The organism is Pseudacidovorax sp. DMC4, assembly GCF_056314265.1.
Genome location: NZ_JBQUYR010000002.1, coordinates 120,940 through 136,191, shown reverse-complemented (window position 1 = coordinate 136,191; position 15,252 = coordinate 120,940). Strand labels below are relative to the sequence as shown.

General features: G+C 68.9%; 18 protein-coding genes. 11 read left to right on the top strand and 7 right to left on the bottom strand.

Going from position 1 to position 15,252, the window contains the following annotated elements; translation table 11 throughout:
• Nucleotides 1-28 precede the first annotated feature (28 nt).
• The 6 genes from ACT54X_RS04290 to ACT54X_RS04265 all read left to right on the top strand — a co-directional run bounded on the left by ACT54X_RS04290 (nucleotide 29) and on the right by ACT54X_RS04265 (nucleotide 4,897).
• The gene (locus tag ACT54X_RS04290) at nucleotides 29-1,243 is read left to right on the top strand and encodes an MFS transporter (protein WP_294373207.1); all 1,215 of its coding nucleotides are present in this window, start codon (nucleotides 29-31) and stop codon (nucleotides 1,241-1,243) included.
• Entirely contained in the window at nucleotides 1,240-1,389 is a 150-nt protein-coding gene (locus tag ACT54X_RS04285) for a hypothetical protein (RefSeq protein ID WP_294373205.1), read from the top strand. Before ACT54X_RS04290 ends, ACT54X_RS04285 begins: the two co-directional genes overlap by 4 nt.
• Nucleotides 1,386-1,979, top strand: a complete 594-nt coding sequence (locus ACT54X_RS04280) for a class I SAM-dependent methyltransferase (protein WP_476345207.1) — start codon at nucleotides 1,386-1,388, stop codon at nucleotides 1,977-1,979. Before ACT54X_RS04285 ends, ACT54X_RS04280 begins: the two co-directional genes overlap by 4 nt.
• Nucleotide 1,980: 1 nt before the next feature.
• Complete coding sequence (dapA, locus tag ACT54X_RS04275; protein ID WP_476345651.1) at nucleotides 1,981-2,907, top strand: 4-hydroxy-tetrahydrodipicolinate synthase; 927 nt, start codon at nucleotides 1,981-1,983, stop codon at nucleotides 2,905-2,907.
• Nucleotides 2,908-3,025: 118 nt separating this feature from the next.
• Entirely contained in the window at nucleotides 3,026-4,114 is a 1,089-nt protein-coding gene (gene bamC, locus ACT54X_RS04270; protein WP_476345205.1) for an outer membrane protein assembly factor BamC, read from the top strand.
• A gap of 3 nt (nucleotides 4,115-4,117) precedes the next feature.
• Entirely contained in the window at nucleotides 4,118-4,897 is a 780-nt protein-coding gene (locus ACT54X_RS04265) for an MBL fold metallo-hydrolase (protein WP_476345204.1), read from the top strand.
• A gap of 45 nt (nucleotides 4,898-4,942) precedes the next feature.
• Here ACT54X_RS04265 and ACT54X_RS04260 read toward each other — a convergent pair whose 3' ends face one another.
• The 3 genes from ACT54X_RS04260 to ACT54X_RS04250 form a co-directional block, all read right to left on the bottom strand.
• Nucleotides 4,943-6,427: a putative bifunctional diguanylate cyclase/phosphodiesterase gene (locus ACT54X_RS04260; protein WP_354321011.1), complete on the bottom strand. Its 1,485-nt coding sequence runs from the start codon at nucleotides 6,425-6,427 to the stop codon at nucleotides 4,943-4,945.
• Nucleotides 6,428-6,641: 214 nt separating this feature from the next.
• Nucleotides 6,642-7,136 carry a hypothetical protein gene (locus tag ACT54X_RS04255; protein WP_354321009.1) on the bottom strand — a complete coding sequence of 165 codons (495 nt, stop codon included), beginning with the start codon at nucleotides 7,134-7,136 and terminating at the stop codon, nucleotides 6,642-6,644.
• Nucleotides 7,126-8,253 carry a cupin domain-containing protein gene (locus tag ACT54X_RS04250; RefSeq protein ID WP_354321008.1) on the bottom strand — a complete coding sequence of 376 codons (1,128 nt, stop codon included), beginning with the start codon at nucleotides 8,251-8,253 and terminating at the stop codon, nucleotides 7,126-7,128. The genes ACT54X_RS04255 and ACT54X_RS04250 overlap by 11 nt, the downstream gene beginning before the upstream one ends.
• Nucleotides 8,254-8,270: 17 nt before the next feature.
• Between ACT54X_RS04250 and ACT54X_RS04245 the strand changes: the two genes are divergently transcribed.
• The gene (locus tag ACT54X_RS04245; protein WP_043117948.1) at nucleotides 8,271-8,795 is read left to right on the top strand and encodes an FKBP-type peptidyl-prolyl cis-trans isomerase; all 525 of its coding nucleotides are present in this window, start codon (nucleotides 8,271-8,273) and stop codon (nucleotides 8,793-8,795) included.
• An 88-nt stretch (nucleotides 8,796-8,883) separates the two neighbouring features.
• Here ACT54X_RS04245 and ACT54X_RS04240 read toward each other — a convergent pair whose 3' ends face one another.
• From ACT54X_RS04240 to coaBC, 4 genes are all read right to left on the bottom strand, one after another.
• Entirely contained in the window at nucleotides 8,884-9,402 is a 519-nt protein-coding gene (locus tag ACT54X_RS04240) for a glycine zipper 2TM domain-containing protein (protein WP_476345200.1), read from the bottom strand.
• 163 nt (nucleotides 9,403-9,565) lie between these two features.
• Entirely contained in the window at nucleotides 9,566-10,015 is a 450-nt protein-coding gene (dut, locus tag ACT54X_RS04235) for a dUTP diphosphatase (RefSeq protein WP_476345199.1), read from the bottom strand.
• On the bottom strand, nucleotides 10,012-10,476 hold the full coding sequence (locus ACT54X_RS04230) for a hypothetical protein (RefSeq protein ID WP_476345198.1): 465 nt from the start codon (nucleotides 10,474-10,476) through the stop codon (nucleotides 10,012-10,014). The genes dut and ACT54X_RS04230 overlap by 4 nt, the downstream gene beginning before the upstream one ends.
• A gap of 20 nt (nucleotides 10,477-10,496) precedes the next feature.
• Nucleotides 10,497-11,723, bottom strand: coding sequence for a bifunctional phosphopantothenoylcysteine decarboxylase/phosphopantothenate--cysteine ligase CoaBC (gene coaBC, locus ACT54X_RS04225; protein ID WP_294373189.1), 1,227 nt, complete (start codon nucleotides 11,721-11,723; stop codon nucleotides 10,497-10,499).
• A 133-nt stretch (nucleotides 11,724-11,856) separates the two neighbouring features.
• Here coaBC and ACT54X_RS04220 point away from each other — a divergent pair, with 133 nt between their 5' ends.
• The 4 genes from ACT54X_RS04220 to hepT are packed head-to-tail and all read left to right on the top strand — an operon-like array spanning nucleotide 11,857 to nucleotide 15,249.
• A complete protein-coding gene (locus ACT54X_RS04220) occupies nucleotides 11,857-13,527 on the top strand; it encodes a CTP synthase (protein ID WP_294373187.1) in 1,671 nt (556 codons plus the stop codon).
• Nucleotides 13,528-13,550: 23 nt separating this feature from the next.
• Complete coding sequence (kdsA, locus tag ACT54X_RS04215) at nucleotides 13,551-14,408, top strand: 3-deoxy-8-phosphooctulonate synthase (RefSeq protein WP_294373184.1); 858 nt, start codon at nucleotides 13,551-13,553, stop codon at nucleotides 14,406-14,408.
• Nucleotides 14,405-14,824 (top strand): type VII toxin-antitoxin system MntA family adenylyltransferase antitoxin, encoded by a 420-nt coding sequence (mntA, locus tag ACT54X_RS04210; RefSeq protein WP_294373182.1) that lies wholly within the window; start codon nucleotides 14,405-14,407, stop codon nucleotides 14,822-14,824. Before kdsA ends, mntA begins: the two co-directional genes overlap by 4 nt.
• Complete coding sequence (gene hepT, locus ACT54X_RS04205) at nucleotides 14,821-15,249, top strand: type VII toxin-antitoxin system HepT family RNase toxin (RefSeq protein ID WP_294373181.1); 429 nt, start codon at nucleotides 14,821-14,823, stop codon at nucleotides 15,247-15,249. The genes mntA and hepT overlap by 4 nt, the downstream gene beginning before the upstream one ends.
• Nucleotides 15,250-15,252 lie beyond the last annotated feature (3 nt).

Genomic DNA, 15,252 nt, shown 5'->3' with positions numbered 1-15,252 from the left:
CAACACCCAGCAAGAGACACCCGCTTCCATGTCCTCCCCTGCCACCAACCTCTCCATGCGCCAGGTGCTGATCTGCGGCGCGATGGTCGTGACCCTGTCCATGGGCATCCGCCACGGCTTCGGCCTGTGGCTGCAGCCCATCACGCAGGAGCAGGGCTGGACGCGCCAGACCTTCTCGCTGGCCATCGCCATCCAGAACCTGGCCTGGGGCGTGGCCGGGGTGTTCGCCGGCATGCTGGCCGACAAGCTCGGCGCCTTTCGCGTGCTGCTGATGGGGGCGGTGCTCTACGCCGCCGGCCTGGCCGGCATGGCCCTGTCGCCCACACCCCTGGTGTTTGCGCTGACGGCGGGCGTGCTGATCGGCATGGCCCAGGCGGGCACCACCTACGCCGTCATCTACGGCGTCATCGGCCGCCAGTTGCCGGCGGAACGGCGCTCCTGGGCCATGGGCGTGACGGCGGCGGCCGGCTCCTTCGGCCAGTTCTTCATGGTGCCGGTCGAGGGCCAGCTGATCCTGCAACTGGGCTGGAAGAGCGCGCTGCTGGCGCTGGCCGCCCTGGCACTGGTGATCGTGCCGCTGGCCTTCCTGCTGCGCGAGCCGGCCCACACGACGGGCGCGGGCCGGCGCGAGCAGACCATCGCCCAGGCCGTGGCCGAGGCCTTCCGCTACCCCAGCTTCGTGCTGCTGATGGCGGGTTACTTCGTCTGCGGCTTCCAGGTGGTGTTCATCGGCGTGCACATGCCCAGCTACCTCAAGGACCATGGCCTGGCGCCCCAGGTGGCGAGCTACGCGCTGGCGCTGATCGGGCTGTTCAACGTGATCGGCACCTACACCGCCGGCGTGCTGGGGCAGCGCTTTGCCAAGCGCAAGATCCTGGCCGCCATCTACCTGGGACGGGCGGTGGCCATCAGCCTATTCCTGCTGGCGCCGCTCACGCCGACATCGGTCTACGTGTTCTCGGCCGTGATCGGTGCGCTGTGGCTGTCCACGGTGCCGGCCACCAACGCCATCATTGCCCAGATCTTCGGCGTGGCGCATCTTTCGATGCTGGGCGGCTTCGTCTTCCTCAGCCACCAGGTCGGATCCTTCCTCGGCGTCTGGCTGGGCGGCTACCTCTACGACCGCACGGGCAGCTACGACATCGTCTGGTACATCGCCATCGCGCTGGGCATCTTCGCGGCGCTGGTGAACCTGCCTGTCAACGAGCGCGCCATCGAGCGGCGCGGACTGCAGCCGGCATGAAGCAGCGCCGCGACTCCGCCGCGCTCGGCCGCCGCATGGCGGCCTGGGGCATCGCCGCCGTGGCGCTCACGGGCGTCTTCCTGCTGTATGCGCAGCCGGACTTCCTGGTGATGCTGGGCAACCAGATCTGGACCTGCTTCGGATGAGCACGACAGGTCCGCAGCCGCCGCAGCCCCTGGCACCGCCCTCGCCCTGGGTTCAGCGCTGGGCCCATCTCATTCCCGCGGGCGGACGGGTGCTCGACGTGGCCTGCGGTGCGGGCCGGCACCTCTTCTGGCTGCAGAGCCAGGGCCATGCACTGACCGGCGTCGACCGCGATCCGGCGGCCATCGCCGCCCTGGCGCCCCTGGCACAGATCGGCGCCAAGATCGTGCAGGCCGACATCGAGGACGGCCCCTGGCCCTTCGAGGGGCGCCAGTTCGACGCCGTGGTCGTCACCCACTACCTCTGGCGCCCGCTGCTGCCCCGCATCGTGGCGGCCGTGGCGCCCGGCGGCGTGCTGCTGTACGAGACCTTCGCCGCCGGCAACGAGACCGTCGGGCGCCCTTCGCGGCCCGACTTTTTGCTCACGCCGGGCGAGCTGATCGCCGCCAGCGCCGGCCTGCGGGTGGTGGCCTACGAAGACGGCTTCCTGCCCTCGCCCGAGCGCTTCGTCCAGCGCATTGCCGCCGTCCGGCCCCGGCCCGAAGAAGCCCTTGCGCGACATCGCCTCGGTCCCTCCCAGGTCGCTGGCTAGAATCCGCGGTTCCGCGTTCACCGACAAAGAGAGTCCCTTGGAGCAACTGACTGGCAGCATCGTCGCGCTCGTCACGCCGATGCATGAAGACGGTAGCGTCGACTACGACGCGCTTCGCAAGCTCATCGACTGGCACATCGCCGAGGGCACCGACTGCCTGGGCGTGGTCGGCACCACGGGCGAATCGCCCACGGTGGACGTCGAAGAGCACTGCGAAATCATCCGCGTCACCGTCGAGCAGGCCGCCGGCCGCGTGCCGGTGATGGCAGGCTGTGGCGCCAATTCCACCCGCGAAGCCATCGAACTGGCCCGCTACGCCAAGGGCGTGGGCGCCGATTCGCAGCTGCAGGTGGTGCCCTACTACAACAAGCCCACGCAGGAAGGCCAGTACCAGCACTTCCGTGCCATCGCCGAGTCCGTCGGCGACCTGCCGATGGTGCTGTACAACGTGCCCGGCCGCACGGTGGCGGATATGGCCCACGACACGGTGCTGCGCCTGGCCCAGGTGCCCGGCATCGTCGGCATCAAGGAAGCCACCGGCAACATCGAACGCGCGCAGTGGCTGATCCGCGAGGCACCCAAGGGCTTCTCCATCTATTCCGGCGACGATCCGACCGCCGTGGCACTGATGCTCTGCGGCGGCCACGGCAACGTGAGCGTCACCGCCAACGTCGCGCCGCGCCAGATGCACGAGCTGTGCGCGGCGGCCATTTCGGGCGATGCGCGCCGGGCCATGGCGATCCAGCTGTCGCTGCTGCCGCTGCACCGGGCGCTCTTCGTCGAGCCCAACCCGATTCCCGTCAAGTGGGCGCTGCAGCGCATGGGCCGCATCGGAGCCGGCCTGCGCCTGCCGCTGACGCCCCTGGCCGGCCCCCAGCACGCCGCGGTCGAAGATGCCCTGCGCCAATGCGGCCTGGTGTCCGGCTGACACAAAGCTCAAGATTCGGCAACCTTTTGCCGCCCGGGCACTCCATCTGTCCCATGCAGCTGCCGTCGCCTCGACGGGCCGCCTGATTACCCCCCTCTCTTCGCCGAAGGAAGACGACTTGAACACCCCTTTGCGATTCGCCGTGCTGGCCCTGGCCACCAGTCTGGCCGCGTGCTCCGTGCTGGAGTCCGACAAGATCGACTACAAGAGCGCCGGCAAGGCCCCCACGCTGGAGGTACCGCCCGACCTGACCCAGCTCTCGCGCGACAACCGCTACGCCATTCCCGGCGGCGTCGTCTCGGCCAACGCCTATGAGGCGGGCCGTGCCAACGCCCCGGGCATTCCCACGGCCGTCGACAAGATCGGCGACGTGCGCATGGAGCGCGCCGGCAACGAGCGCTGGATCGTGGTCGACCGCCCGCCCGAGCAGCTGTGGGACACGGTGCGCGACTTCTGGATGGAGAACGGCTTCCTGCTGACCAGCGAACAGCGCAACCTTGGCATCATGGAAACCGACTGGGCCGAAAACCGGGCCAAGCTGCCGCAGGATCCGATCCGCTCCATGCTGGGCAAGGTGATCGACTCCGTCTACTCGACCGGCGAGCTGGACCGCTTCCGCACCCGCATGGAGCGCACCTCGAAGGGCACGGAGATCTACATCAGCCACCGCGGCATGCAGGAGGTCTACACCAACCAGCGGCAGGACCAGACCGTCTGGCAACCGCGTGCCGTGGACCCCGAACTCGAGACCGAATTCCTGCGCCGCCTGATGGTCAAGCTCGGCGTGACCCAGGAGCAGTCGCGCGCCGCGGCCGCTTCCGTGGCCGCTGCGCCCCGAGCCCGCGCCGCCACCATCGGCAACATCAACGGACAGCCGGTGCTGCAGGTGGCCGACGGCTTCGACCGCGCCTGGCGCCGGGTCGGCCTCTCGCTGGACCGCACGGGCTTCACCGTGGAAGACCGCGACCGCTCGGCCGGCGTCTACTACGTGCGCTACGTGACGCCCAATCCCGACCGCAAGGAACCCGGCATCTTCGGCAAGCTCTTCAGCCGCGACAGCAAGACCGAGGCGCCGATGAAGTACCGCATCCGCGTGCAGTCGGAAGGCGACAAGAGCACGGTGACGGTGCTGAACGAGGCCGGTGCGCCGGAGAAGTCGGACAACGCCCAGCGCATCGTGCGCGTGCTGGCCGACGACCTGAAGTAAGGCGTGGCGCTGCGCTTTCGCAGCCTCGGCAGCGGCAGCAGCGGCAACGGCACGCTGGTGGAGGTGCGCAGCGAGTCGCGCACCTCGCGCCTGCTGATCGACTGCGGCTTCAACCTGCGCCAGCTCGACCAGCGGCTGGCGCGCGAAGGCCTGCAGGCGCGCGACATCGATGCCGTCTTCATCACGCACGAGCACGGCGACCACATCGGCTGCGCCCATGCGCTGTCGCAGCGCGAAGGCATCGATGTCTGGATGAGCGAAGGCACCTGGCTCGCCACTGGGGCCCCCGACTATGCGGGGCGCCTGCACTTGGCCCGCGATGGCGAGGCCATTGAGGTGGGCGAATTGCAGGTCCAGCCCTTCACCGTGCCCCACGATGCCCGCGAGCCCCTGCAGCTGCGCTGCACCGACGGTGCCCGCACTCTCGCCGTCCTGACCGACCTGGGCCATGCCAGCGCCCACGTCATGGCCCGGCTGGCCGGCGTGGATGCCCTGCTGCTGGAATTCAACCACGACGTGGCGCTGCTGTCGCAGTCGCGCTATCCGCCCTTCCTCAAGCGCCGCGTCGGGGGCAACTATGGGCACCTGTCCAACACCGCGGCGGCCGAGATCGCCCGGGCCGTGAACCACGGCGGCCTGCGCCATGTGGTGGCGGCCCATCTGTCGGAGCAGAACAACCGGCCGGACCTGGTGCGCCAGGCCATGGCCGAGGCACTCGGCGCCGCCGCCCACGAGATGCTGGCGGCCGACGCCACCGAGGGCTCGCCCTGGCTCGACGCCTGAGCCTTCAGGACCGCCACCGCGCGCCTCCGGCCCGCGGGCACCGCTTCACAGGCCGGAGAGCCGGGTGCTCATGAACAGCGACTCGCTGAACGGCAGGGATTCGGGCCCGTCGGCGCTGCCGCTGTTGATCATGCCGGTCATTTCCTCGGCCGAGATCGGCTTCGAGAACAGAAAGCCCTGAAGCTCGTCGCAGCCCATCAGCATCAGCAGCTCGCACTGGCCCTGCGTCTCCACGCCCTCGGCCACCACCTTCAGGTTCAGGGCCTTGCCCAGGCTGACGATGGACGCGGCGATGGAGCGCGCGTCCTCGCTGTGCTCGAGGTCGGCCACGAAGGCGCGGTCCACCTTCAACTCCGAGGCGGGCAGGCGCCGCAGGGCGGCGAGGCTGGAATAGCCCGTGCCGAAGTCGTCGATGGAGACATGCAGGCCCAGCGAGCGCATGCGCTCGAAGGTGGCGGTGGCGGTGTCGGTGTGCTGCATGGCCACCGACTCGGTGATCTCGCAGGTGAAGCGGTTGGGCTGCAGGCCGTGGCGCTCCAGGCACTGGGCGATGTGATCGACCAGGTCTTCCTCCTGCATCTGCAGTGCGGAGATGTTGACGGCCACGCGCATGCGCAGCCCCATCGCCCGCCAGGATGCGGCCACACGGCAGGATTCCTCGATCACCCACCGGCCCAGCATGCCCATCAGGCCCGCGGACTCCGCCATGGGCACGAACACGGCCGGTGCCACGTTGCCACGCACCGGATGCTGCCAGCGCAGGAGCGCCTCGGCCGCGGTGATCTGCAGCGACTGGGCATCGACCTTGGGCTGGAACAGCAGGCGCAGTTCCTTGTTCTCCACCGCCGCGCGCAGGTCGTTCACGAAGAAGGCCTGCGCCCGCGCCTCCTCGGCGAAGGCGGGGTCGTAGACGCAGACCTTGCCCTCGCCATTGAGCCCGGCGCCCGCACGTTCGGCGGCCAGGGAGGCGAATTCGATGAGCCGGCCGCGATCCTCCGGAGCATCCGCCATGGCCACACCGAGCGAGGCGACGAGGATCACCTGGCCCTTGGCGGACTGCACCGGCAACGCCAGTTGCTCGAACGCCAGCTCGGCCACTTCGAGCAGGTCGGCACGGTTGCCGGGGATCGCCAGCGCGAACTCGCCCCCTTCCAGGTGCGCGGCCGTCGCGCCCGGCGGCAGGCAGCCCGACAGGCGCTGGGCGGCGAGCTTGACGATGAAGTCGCCGAATTCCTGGCCAAAGGCCTGCCGCATGCGCCGGAAGTGGTCCAGCAGCACCACAACGACACCGTGAGAGCCGACATGCGCCAGATCGTCGAGCGAGGCATCGAGCCCCTTGCGGTTGCGCAGGCCCGTCAGGGCGTCGCCCCACTCCAGCTCATGCTTCTGCCGCGAGACCGCCTGCAGCTCGCGCCGGATGCCCGCCGACTTCCAGCGCTCCCGCATCATCAGCAGCAGGGCGACCAGCGCGGCCAGCAGGCTCAATCCGATCAGGCCGAGCGAAACCTCGTCGAAGGCAGCGACTTTCATCGGAAGGACAGGCGGAACGGAAGGACGTCAGGGAGTCACCCAGATGATCGTCACTTTCGATCAGCCGGGCCGAAGCGTGTCTACATTTATCAACAATTTACAACTTATGTCGCATTTAATGTGAGCAGACTGTGTCGCTGACGCGCACATCGCCCGACCCGCGCGCAGCTGAGCCGGGCGGCCTCTGGCGGCCGCCACCCGTCGCGCCAGCGGTTCAGAGGCCGAGGATGGAGGCCGGGAAACCAGGGCGGCCCCGCGCGAAGGCATCGTCCATGCGATGCCGCAGCGACTCCACGGCCGCCTGTGCACCGCTGCTGCTGCCGCGGCTGAGCACGGGGTCGTGCCGCTCGACCGTCCAGCCTGGCGTCCACAGCCCGCTGGGCAGGTCGGCGGCATCGCAGTCGGCGCAGATCCGGCACTCGATGATGTGGTCCCAGCGCTGGCGCCAGGCGACGAAGCGCGGATGGCGCTCCCGCAGCAGGCGGTCGTCGCGCATCACCAGGCGCAGGCGGCGGGCGCTGCCTGCCCAGGCCTGGAGCGCCTGGATGACCGCGGCCTCCCCGAGCGGCCAGTCGGCGAACTGAGCGTCGGCGCACCACAGAGCCGGCCAGGCGCGGTCGGCCGCCGCGGCGAAGGCCTCGCGCAGCCGGTCGGCGAAGACCGTGGGCCCGTCGAAGGGGCCCGCGCTGAGCCTCAGCTCATCGGGCATGCACCCACCCGGCTTCGCACCAGTCGCCCAGCAGGGCCAGGGCCTCGGCGCTGGCCTTGGCCAACTCGCGCGAACCCAGTTCGCGGCGATCGGCCAACCGGCGCATCAGCACCGCGTCGCGGCCGCCGGCCAGCAGGCTTTCGCCGTTGATGAAGACATGGCGCACGTCGTAGAGCATGCGGGTGCGCCGGTCGAGCCGCACGGCCTCGACGCGCTCCGGCCATTCGCCGGGATCGAACCAGACGTTGGGCTTGGGCTCGGTCAGGGACTCGCCCAGCGCGCAGTCGATGCGCGTGGACTGGGCCAGCGCCTTCTGGACGGCGTCGCGGGCAAAGGCCTGCAGCGCCTCGGGGATGGCGGCCGGCGACTCGGAGGCCGGTTGGCCGGGGTCGGCATAGCGCCGGCCGGGTGCTTCATCGTCCGAGACGATGTCGCCCAGCCGCATGAGCAGGTCGGACGCCAGTTCGGTCTGCGCGGGCGCGCGAAGGCCCACGGAGCAGGTCATGCAGTCGCCACCCACGGCGACGCCGTCATGGGCATAGCGCGGCGGCAGGTAGAGCATGTCGCCGGGTTCGAGCACCTGGGTGTCCTCGGGCTCGAAATGGTCCAGGATCTTCAGAGGGGGGCCGGGGCGCAGCGTCAGGTCCTTCTGACGGCCCCAGGACCAGCGGCGGCGTCCGCTCACCTGCAGCAGGAAGACGTCGTAGCTGTCGAAGTGCGGGCCGACGCCCCCGCCATCGCTGGCATAGCTGATCATCACATCGTCCAGCCGTGCCTCGGGCAGGAAGCGGAAGGGTTGCAGCAGCGCGTGGACCTCGTCGTCGTGCAGGTCGACGCCTTGCACCAGCAGCGTCCATTCGCGGCGGCCCAGCGGCGGCAGGCTGCGCCGGGCGAAGGGGCCGTGGCGCAGGCGCCAGCCCTGGCGGGCGTCGTGGGTGACCAGGCGGGATTCCACGCCCTCCTCGCCAGCGAGTTCGAACAGGCGGGCGCGCGACATCGGTGGGACGGTCATCGGCAGCGCCTGGCGCACCAGCAGGGGTTTCTTCTGCCAGTGGCGGCGCATGAAGGTGTCGGCGCTCAGTCCTCCGAGCAGGGGCAATCGTTGTGTCAGGGGCATGGTGGGAGAATTCTCATATGGAAATCACCCCCCAATGCGTGGTCGCCCTGACCTGGACCCTCAAGGACACCCTTGGCGAAACCCTGGACGTGCTCACCGAGCCCGTCGAATTCCTGGTGGGCGGCGACGACCTCTTCGATGCGATCGAGACAGCGCTGCAGGGCCACGGCCCCGGCGCCCGCGTGCAACTCCACCTGGAGCCCGAACAGGCCTTCGGCGACTTCGACGAGCACCTGCTCTTCCTGGAGCCGCGTGCGCTGTTCCCCAAGGAAGTGGAAGAAGGCATGAGCTTCGACGGCGCCGCCCTGCCCTCCGGGGTCAATCCGGACATGCCGAAGAACGTGCTCTACACCGTGGCCGAGATCTACCCCGAGCACCTTGTGCTGGACGGCAACCATCCGCTGGCCGGCATCGCCCTGCGGCTGGACCTGACCGTCAATGCCGTGCGCGAAGCGACCGAAGAAGAGATCGGCCGCGGTACCGCCGGCACCGGCTTCTTCCGCTTCGCGCCGATGGCGCCGGGCAGCGACTCGCTGCACTGAGCGCCCCATTGGCCGCGTCGCGACGACGCGTTCCATGAAGCACAAAGGCCGGCGCCCGAGGGGCCGGCCTTTGTGCATTCAGGTGCGATCAGTAGCGCGAGATCTGGCCGCCGTCGATGCGCACGCGGTCGCCGATGCGCAGGTCGCCGGGGCTGGGCACATCGAAGCTGCGGTAGCCGCCATTGCTCATCTGCACGGAGACGCGATAGCTTTCGTAGACGCGGCCGGCGCCATTGCGTGCCTCGACCGCGTTGCCGGCCAGCGCGCCACCCACCACGCCCAGCATGGTGGCCGCCGCGCGGCCGGAACCATGGCCGATCTGGTTGCCCAGTACGCCACCCACCAGGCCGCCCACCACGGCGCCGCCGCCCGAAGGCGCCACCGGCGGCGTCTCGCTGCGCAACACCTCGATGTTGGCGACGATGCCGGTTTCGACATACACGGCCTGGTTGTAGGCAGGGGCCGCCGGGTACACCGGTGCCGCTGCGGGCTGATAGGGATAGCGGGTCTGGTACACCGGCACCGGCGTCACGCAACCGGCGAGCAGCGCGGCGGCGGTCAGGGCAACGGCCGGAACGGCCAGGGAGCGAATCTTGTTGTGAATCATGGTATGGATCCTCGACAGGCGGGCCTGCCCTCGGCTGATCGACTGCGCCGCCGCACCATGCGGCGTCGCGCGCGACCGCCCACCTCGGGGGTTGGAGGCGGACGCGCGGCAAAGGTTCTGGAAGGCACCCTTGCTCACAGCCGAAACAACTTCTGGGAGATGCTTACAGCTTTCCGGTGGAGCCGTAACCGCCGGCACCGCGCTGGGTGTCGGCATCGAAGGTCTCGACGACGCGGAACTGGGCCTGCACCACCGGCACGATCACCAGTTGGGCCAGGCGCTCCATGGGCGCGACGACGAACGGCGTCTGGCTGCGGTTCCAGGCGCTGACCTTGAGCTCGCCCTGGTAGTCGCTGTCGATCAGGCCGACGAGGTTGCCCAGCACGATGCCGTGCTTGTGGCCGAGGCCCGAGCGGGGAAGGATCAAGGCCGCAAAGCCAGGATCGGCCAGGTGGATGGCCAGCCCCGTGCCGATGAGCTCGCAGGCGCCGGGCGCCAGGGTCAGGGGTTCTGCCAGGCAGGCGCGCAGGTCCAGGCCGGCGCTTCCGGGCGTGGCATAGGTGGGCAGTTGCTGGACCATTCGCGCGTCGAGCACGCGCACGTCGATCTTCATGGGGAGGACTGTCTTCGAGGGTTGGGCCGTGCGGCAGTGCCGCCGGCGGGAGGTCGGGGTTTGCCGTTCTGGGGGCCTTGACGAAGGCCGGCCAGCAACTGGCGGGCAACTGGCGCTGCAGCGCCGCGCCGGACAAAGCGCTTGAACACCGCGGCACCGAGGGCTGCCAGCAGCACAAGGACGCCAACAGGCGCGCCAATGGCCCACAGCACGAGAAGGCCCACGATTCCCGCCGCGGCCCAGCCCGCCACGCCTGGTGGCGCCGACAGGTCGCCCGGCGCGCTGCGCGGGCCAGGCGAAGAAGTCGCACCCGGCGACGCAGTACCGGGCGGCACCGATGCTGCGGCTGCCGAAGGTCGATCCTGTCGCGCGTGGACACGCTGCAGCGACTCGGCCGTCAACTGCTCGACATAGCGCACGAAATCGCCATTGCGGGGCGTGTTCCAGTCGGTCTCGTTCATCGGCAGAAGGATGGGACGCCTCAGCCGCGCCACGGCCGCAGCCGGACAGCGATTTCGGAGGCGAGTTCGCGGGCGAGCGCGAGCTTGGAGGCCCGCGGCAGCTCTCGTGCGCCCTGCTCGTCGACCAGCAGCAGGCTGTTGTCGTCCTGACCGAAGGTCAGCGGCCCGATGTTGCCCACCAGCAGCGGAATGCCCTTGCGCTGGCGCTTGGCCTTGGCATGTTCGAGCAGGTTTTCGCTCTCGGCCGCGAAGCCGACGCAAAACAGTTGCCGCCCACGCGCCCGCTCGCCCTGCGCGACGGTGTGCAGGATGTCGGGGTTCTCGACGAAGCGCAGCACCGGCGTCTGGCCACTGCCGTCCTTCTTGATCTTGTGCATCTGCGGATCGGCCGGCCGCCAGTCGGCCACCGCCGCCGTCGCCACGAACACCGAGGCATCGACCACGGCCGCCTGCACTGCCTGCAGCATCTGCTGGGCCGAAGCCACGTCCACGCGCTGCACGCCACGCGGCGTGGGCAGGTGCACCGGGCCGGCCACCAGCGTGACGCGGGCGCCGGCCTCGCGCGCGGCGCGGGCGATGGCGAAGCCCATCTTGCCGGAGGAATGGTTGGTGATGCCGCGGATCGGGTCCATGGCCTCGAAGGTGGGGCCGGCGGTGACCACCACATGCTCGCCCTGCAGCACCTTGGGCTGGAAGTGGGCCACGACCTCTTCGAGCAGTTCGGCCGGCTCCAGCATGCGGCCGTCGCCGGTCTCGCCGCAGGCCTGCCAGCCCTGGCCCACGCCCAGCACCCGGGCGCCATCGTCTGCGAGTTGGCGCAGATTGCGCTGGGTGGCCGGGTGGGCCCACATCTCGCGGTTCATGGCGGGCGCCACGAGCAGCGGCACGCGCTGCAGCGGACGGGCCAGGCACAGCAGGCTGAGCAGCTCGTCGGAGCGCCCCTGCACCAGCCGTGCGATGAAGTCGGCGCTGGCCGGCGCCAGCACGATCGCATCCGCCTCCCGGCCCAGGTTGATGTGGGGCATGTTGTTGGCCTGCCGCGCGTCCCATTGCGACAGGTACACGGGCTGGCCGGAGAGCGCCTGCATGGTCACCGGCGTGATGAACTGCGTGGCGGCTTCGGTCATCACCACCTGCACGGTCGCGCCGGCCTTGACGAACAGACGGCACAGCTCGGCCGACTTGTAGCAGGCCACACCGCCGGTGAGGCCCAGGAGGATGTGCTTGCCCGCCAGGTCTTGTTGCATCCGGGCAGTGTAGAGGGAGCGCCGCCCGGCCCCAGCCCTGCGTCACGCGATGTGACCGAACTGAAAAGAGGACATCGGCCGGCCGGTACAATCTCAATTTCCCATCCGCGGGCCATGGCGCCCGCGTCCGGCAATGACCAAATTCGTCTTCGTCACCGGCGGTGTGGTGTCGTCCCTCGGCAAGGGTATCGCTTCCGCCTCCCTCGCCGCCCTCCTCGAATCCCGCGGCCTCACGGTCACCCTCATCAAGCTCGATCCCTACATCAACGTGGATCCGGGCACGATGTCCCCCTTCCAGCATGGCGAAGTCTTCGTGACCGACGACGGCGCCGAAACCGACCTCGACCTGGGCCACTACGAGCGCTTCATCACGACGCGCATGCGCAAGTCCAACAACTTCACCACCGGCCAGATCTACAAGTCGGTGCTGGAGAAGGAGCGCCGCGGCGACTACCTGGGCAAGACGGTGCAGGTGATCCCGCACGTCACCAACGAGATCCAGGAATACATCAAGCGCGGTGCCGGCATCGGCACGCCGCACGAGGTGCAGATCGCCATCGTCGAGATCGGCGGCACGGTGGGCGACATCGAGTCCCTGCCCTTCCTCGAGGCCGTGCGCCAGATGAGCCTGAAGGCCGGCCCCAACAACAGCGCCTTCGTGCACCTGAGCTACCTGCCCTGGATCGCGGCAGCCGGCGAGCTCAAGACCAAGCCCACGCAGCACACGGCGCAGAAACTGCGTGAGATCGGCATCCAGGCCGACGCCCTGCTGTGCCGCGCCGACCGGCCGATTCCCGACGAGGAGCGTGCCAAGATCTCGCTGTTCTCCAACGTGCCCGAATGGGGTGTGATCAGCATGTGGGACGTGGACACCATCTACAAGGTGCCGCGCATGCTGCATGAGCAGGGCCTGGACGGCCTCATCTGCGACAAGCTGCGCCTGAACACGCCGCCGGCCAAGCTGCAGCGCTGGGACGACCTGGTCTACGAGGTGGAGCATCCGCAGAAGGAAGTGACCATCGCCATGGTCGGCAAGTACGTCGACCTGTCGGACAGCTACAAGTCGCTCAACGAAGCGCTGCGCCACGCCGGCATGAAGAACCATGCCCGCGTGAAGATCGAGTACCTCGATTCCGAGACCATCCAGCCCGACAACGTGGCGCGCCTGGACAAGTACGACGCCATCCTGGTGCCCGGCGGCTTCGGCCAGCGCGGCGTGGAAGGCAAGATCTGCGCGGCCCGCTTCGCCCGCGAGAACAAGATTCCCTACCTGGGCATCTGCCTGGGCATGCAGGTCGCCACCATCGAATACGCGCGCAACGTGGCCGGCCTCAAGGGCGCCAACAGCACGGAGTTCGACCCCAATGCCAGCGTCCCCGTGATCGCACTGATCACCGAGTGGAAGGACGCCGACGGCACCATCAAGACGCGCACGGCCAAGTCCGATCTGGGCGGCACGATGCGCCTGGGCGCGCAGAGCTCCGACGTGATGCCAGGCACGCTGGCCCACAGCATCTACGGCGACGTGGTGACCGAGCGCCACCGCCACCGCTACGAGGCCAACGTCAATTACCTGGACCAGCTGCGCCAGTCCGGCCTGGTGATCTCGGCGCTGACGCAGCGCGAGCAGCTGACCGAGATCGTCGAGCTGCCGCAGGACGTGCATCCCTGGTACATGGGCGTGCAGTTCCACCCCGAGTTCAAGTCCACGCCCTGGGACGGCCATCCGCTGTTCAACGCCTTCGTGCGTGCGGCGCTGTCGCACCAGGGCTCGGACAAGAGCGCGCTGAAGGTCGTGGCCTGAGCGGCCGGCGCCAAGGAGCAAGCATGAAACTGTGTGGCTTCGACGTCGGGCTCCAACAGCCCTTCTTCCTGATCGCCGGGCCCTGCGTGGTCGAGTCCGAGCAACTGCAGATGGACACCGCGGGCCAGTTGAAGGAAATCACCAGTTCGCTGGGCATTCCCTTCATCTTCAAGAGCAGCTTCGACAAGGCCAACCGCTCCTCGGGCACGAGCTTCCGCGGTCCGGGCCGCGAGAAGGGCCTGGCCATCCTGGCCAAGCTGAAGCAGGAGCTTGGCGTGGCGGTGCTGACCGACGTGCATTCCGAAGAGGACATCGCCGAGGCCGCCCAGGTGGTCGATGTGCTGCAGACGCCCGCCTTCCTGTGCCGCCAGACCGATTTCATCCGCGCCGCTGCCCAGTCGGGCAAGCCGGTGAACATCAAGAAGGGCCAGTTCCTCGCGCCGCACGACATGAAGAACGTGATCGACAAGGCGCGCGCGGCCGCCCGCGAGAAGGGCCTGCCGGACGACAACTTCCTGGCCTGCGAGCGCGGCGCGAGCTTCGGCTACAACAACCTGGTCAGTGACATGCGCGGCCTGGCGATCATGCGCGAGACCGGCGCACCGGTGGTGTTCGACGCCACGCATTCTGTGCAGCTGCCGGGCGGCCAGGGCACCAGCTCCGGCGGACAGCGCGAATTCGTGCCGGTGCTCTCGCGCGCCGCGGTGGCCGTGGGCGTGGCAGGCCTGTTCATGGAGACGCACCCCGACCCCAAGAACGCGCTGTCCGACGGCCCCAACGCCGTGCCGCTCAAGCACATGAAGGCGCTGCTCGAGACGCTGGTCGAACTCGACCGCATCACCAAGAAGAACGGCTTTCTGGAAGACAGCTTCAACGCATGACCCTGCCGCCCAGCCAGGACCGGATCGTCGCCGCGCTGCGCAACGCGCTGCCGCAGGCGCGGGCTGCCTGGCTGTTCGGCAGTGCGGCCTCTGGCCGCTTCGGCCCCCACAGCGATCTGGACATCGCAGTGGATCTACCGGCCCCCTTGTCGCCCGAGCTTCGGTGGGAAGCCTCCGAACAAATCGCAGCGCAGTTTGGCGTCGACGTGGACCTGCTGGACTTCCGGCGCCTGTCCACCGTGATGCAGCATCAGGTCCTGGCCACCGGCCGCCTCCTCTTCAGCCTGGACCCGGTGGCGCTGACGGGCTACTGCGCATTCGTGCTCAGCGAGTACCAGCACATGCAGGCATGGCGGCAGCCGATGGTGAAGCAACTGGCCCATCGACTGCTTCGCGCGGGAGAAGCGCGTCCATGACGGCCCTTGCTGACGCCCTGGCGCAAAAGAGCGCCCGTCTCGAGCGCTGCGTGCGCCGCGCCCGCGAAGAGCTGGCTGCGGCGGCAGACTTCATGACCGATTTCTCGCGTCAGGACGCTGCCATCCTCAACGTGCAACGTGCCTGCGAACTGGCGATCGGCATGGGCAACATGGTGATCGCGGCCCAGGGCTGGGCGTTGCCGGGCAGTGCGCGCGAAGTGTTTGCGACACTGCAGCAAGAGGGCGTGATCGACGCCGACCTGGCGGCTGTGCTGGGCCGCATGGTTGGCTTTCGTAACATCGCGGTCCACGAGTACCAGAGCCTGGATGTGGCCATCGTGGTCGCTGTCATCCGGCACGAGCTGGACGGGTTGCTGCGCTTCGCCGGCCTGTTGCTGTCGCGCCAATTCCCCGATTCGAACTGAAGG